Consider the following 1,136-nt stretch of genomic DNA (forward strand, 5'->3'; position numbering starts at 1 on the left):
CCACGAATGCCGGGGACGGGACGGTTTTGGACAGCTCGGCCGACGCTACGGATCGGAGGGCCGGCCGGACCATCTACGGACCGGGGGACCACGCGGGGACCGCACGTGGTGCGCGATGCTAAGCGGTACACCTTCGAGAGAACGGCTTGACTATGCGCATAGCGTGTGTGACGTGCTGAAACGCTTAGCAAATCGTCCTGGGGGTTGGGTGGTCCAGTGAGTCCTTGCGATCGAGCTTGACGCCCAACGTTATCGTGTCAATACGCTTGGTAGCGTTCCGTGGCGCAGTGAGGCGGTTGGCATGGAGCTTTGGGCGCAGGCCTTAACACTGCTAGGGGTTGTGGTGGGTGCTGCGGCCTCCTATGTCGCGGCAGCACTCAACGAACGGTGGCGCTGGCGGCGCGAAAGGTCCGCACGATGGGATCATCAGCGGCTCCTCACTTACACAGCCTTCACGGAAACCTCGAAGGTGATTGCCATGCTCGCTGCTCGTATCGCCGAGACGCGTCAGTTAACGAAGGGCGCGGCACTCCCGCTGGATGTTAACGAAGGCTTGGAGATGCTGGAAGCGGCTGAGCTGGATAGGTCAGTCAAATTCGAAGGGGTCCTTTTCCTGGGCGACGCAGAAACTATCGCGGCCGGTCACGCGTTGAACCAGAAACTGTGGAGGATGGAGGCTATATCTCGGGGAACCATCACTGCGGACTCTGGTGAGTGGCGCGAAGCGTTCCAACAGTATCGGCGCGCTAGGTCGGCCTTCTACGACAGTGCTCGTTCAAGCATGGACATTCCGCGTGCTGGAATCTCTATCGGTGATTGGGTTGCACCACCATCCGCCGTGGAGGAAGCGGCGTTTAATCCTGTAGGAATAGTGCCAGCGACCAATCTCAACCCGGGAAAAGTCGGATGAGGTACACGATATTCCCGCACGTTGGCCGGCGGTCCGCATCGGAGCCATCAGGAATGAGGACTTTAGGGTGGGGCCGCAGCGGGGACCATCCGGGGACCACACGTGGTGCGCGATGCTAAGCGGTGCGCCGTCGGGAGCACGCCTTGATCATGGGCGTAGCGTGTGTGACGTGCGTGGACGTGTGGCGAAGCGTCCTGGGGGTCAAGGGGTCGTCGGTTCGAATCCG

General features: G+C 61.1%; 1 protein-coding gene. It reads left to right on the forward strand.

Going from position 1 to position 1,136, the window contains the following annotated elements:
* Nucleotides 1-301 precede the first annotated feature (301 nt).
* Nucleotides 302-910 (forward strand): hypothetical protein, encoded by a 609-nt coding sequence (locus tag KBX34_RS33065; RefSeq protein WP_210928990.1) that lies wholly within the window; start codon nucleotides 302-304, stop codon nucleotides 908-910.
* Nucleotides 911-1,136: the final 226 nt, after the last annotated feature.

The organism is Micromonospora sp. M61 (assembly GCF_018070245.1).
GTDB classification, from domain to species: Bacteria; Actinomycetota; Actinomycetes; order Mycobacteriales; family Micromonosporaceae; genus Micromonospora; species Micromonospora zamorensis.

Bases quoted from the DNA above. Each gene is read 5' to 3' on its own strand.
- KBX34_RS33065 (WP_210928990.1), top strand. From the start codon at position 302: ATGGAGCTTTGGGCGCAGGCCTTAACACTGCTAGGGGTTGTGGTGGGT.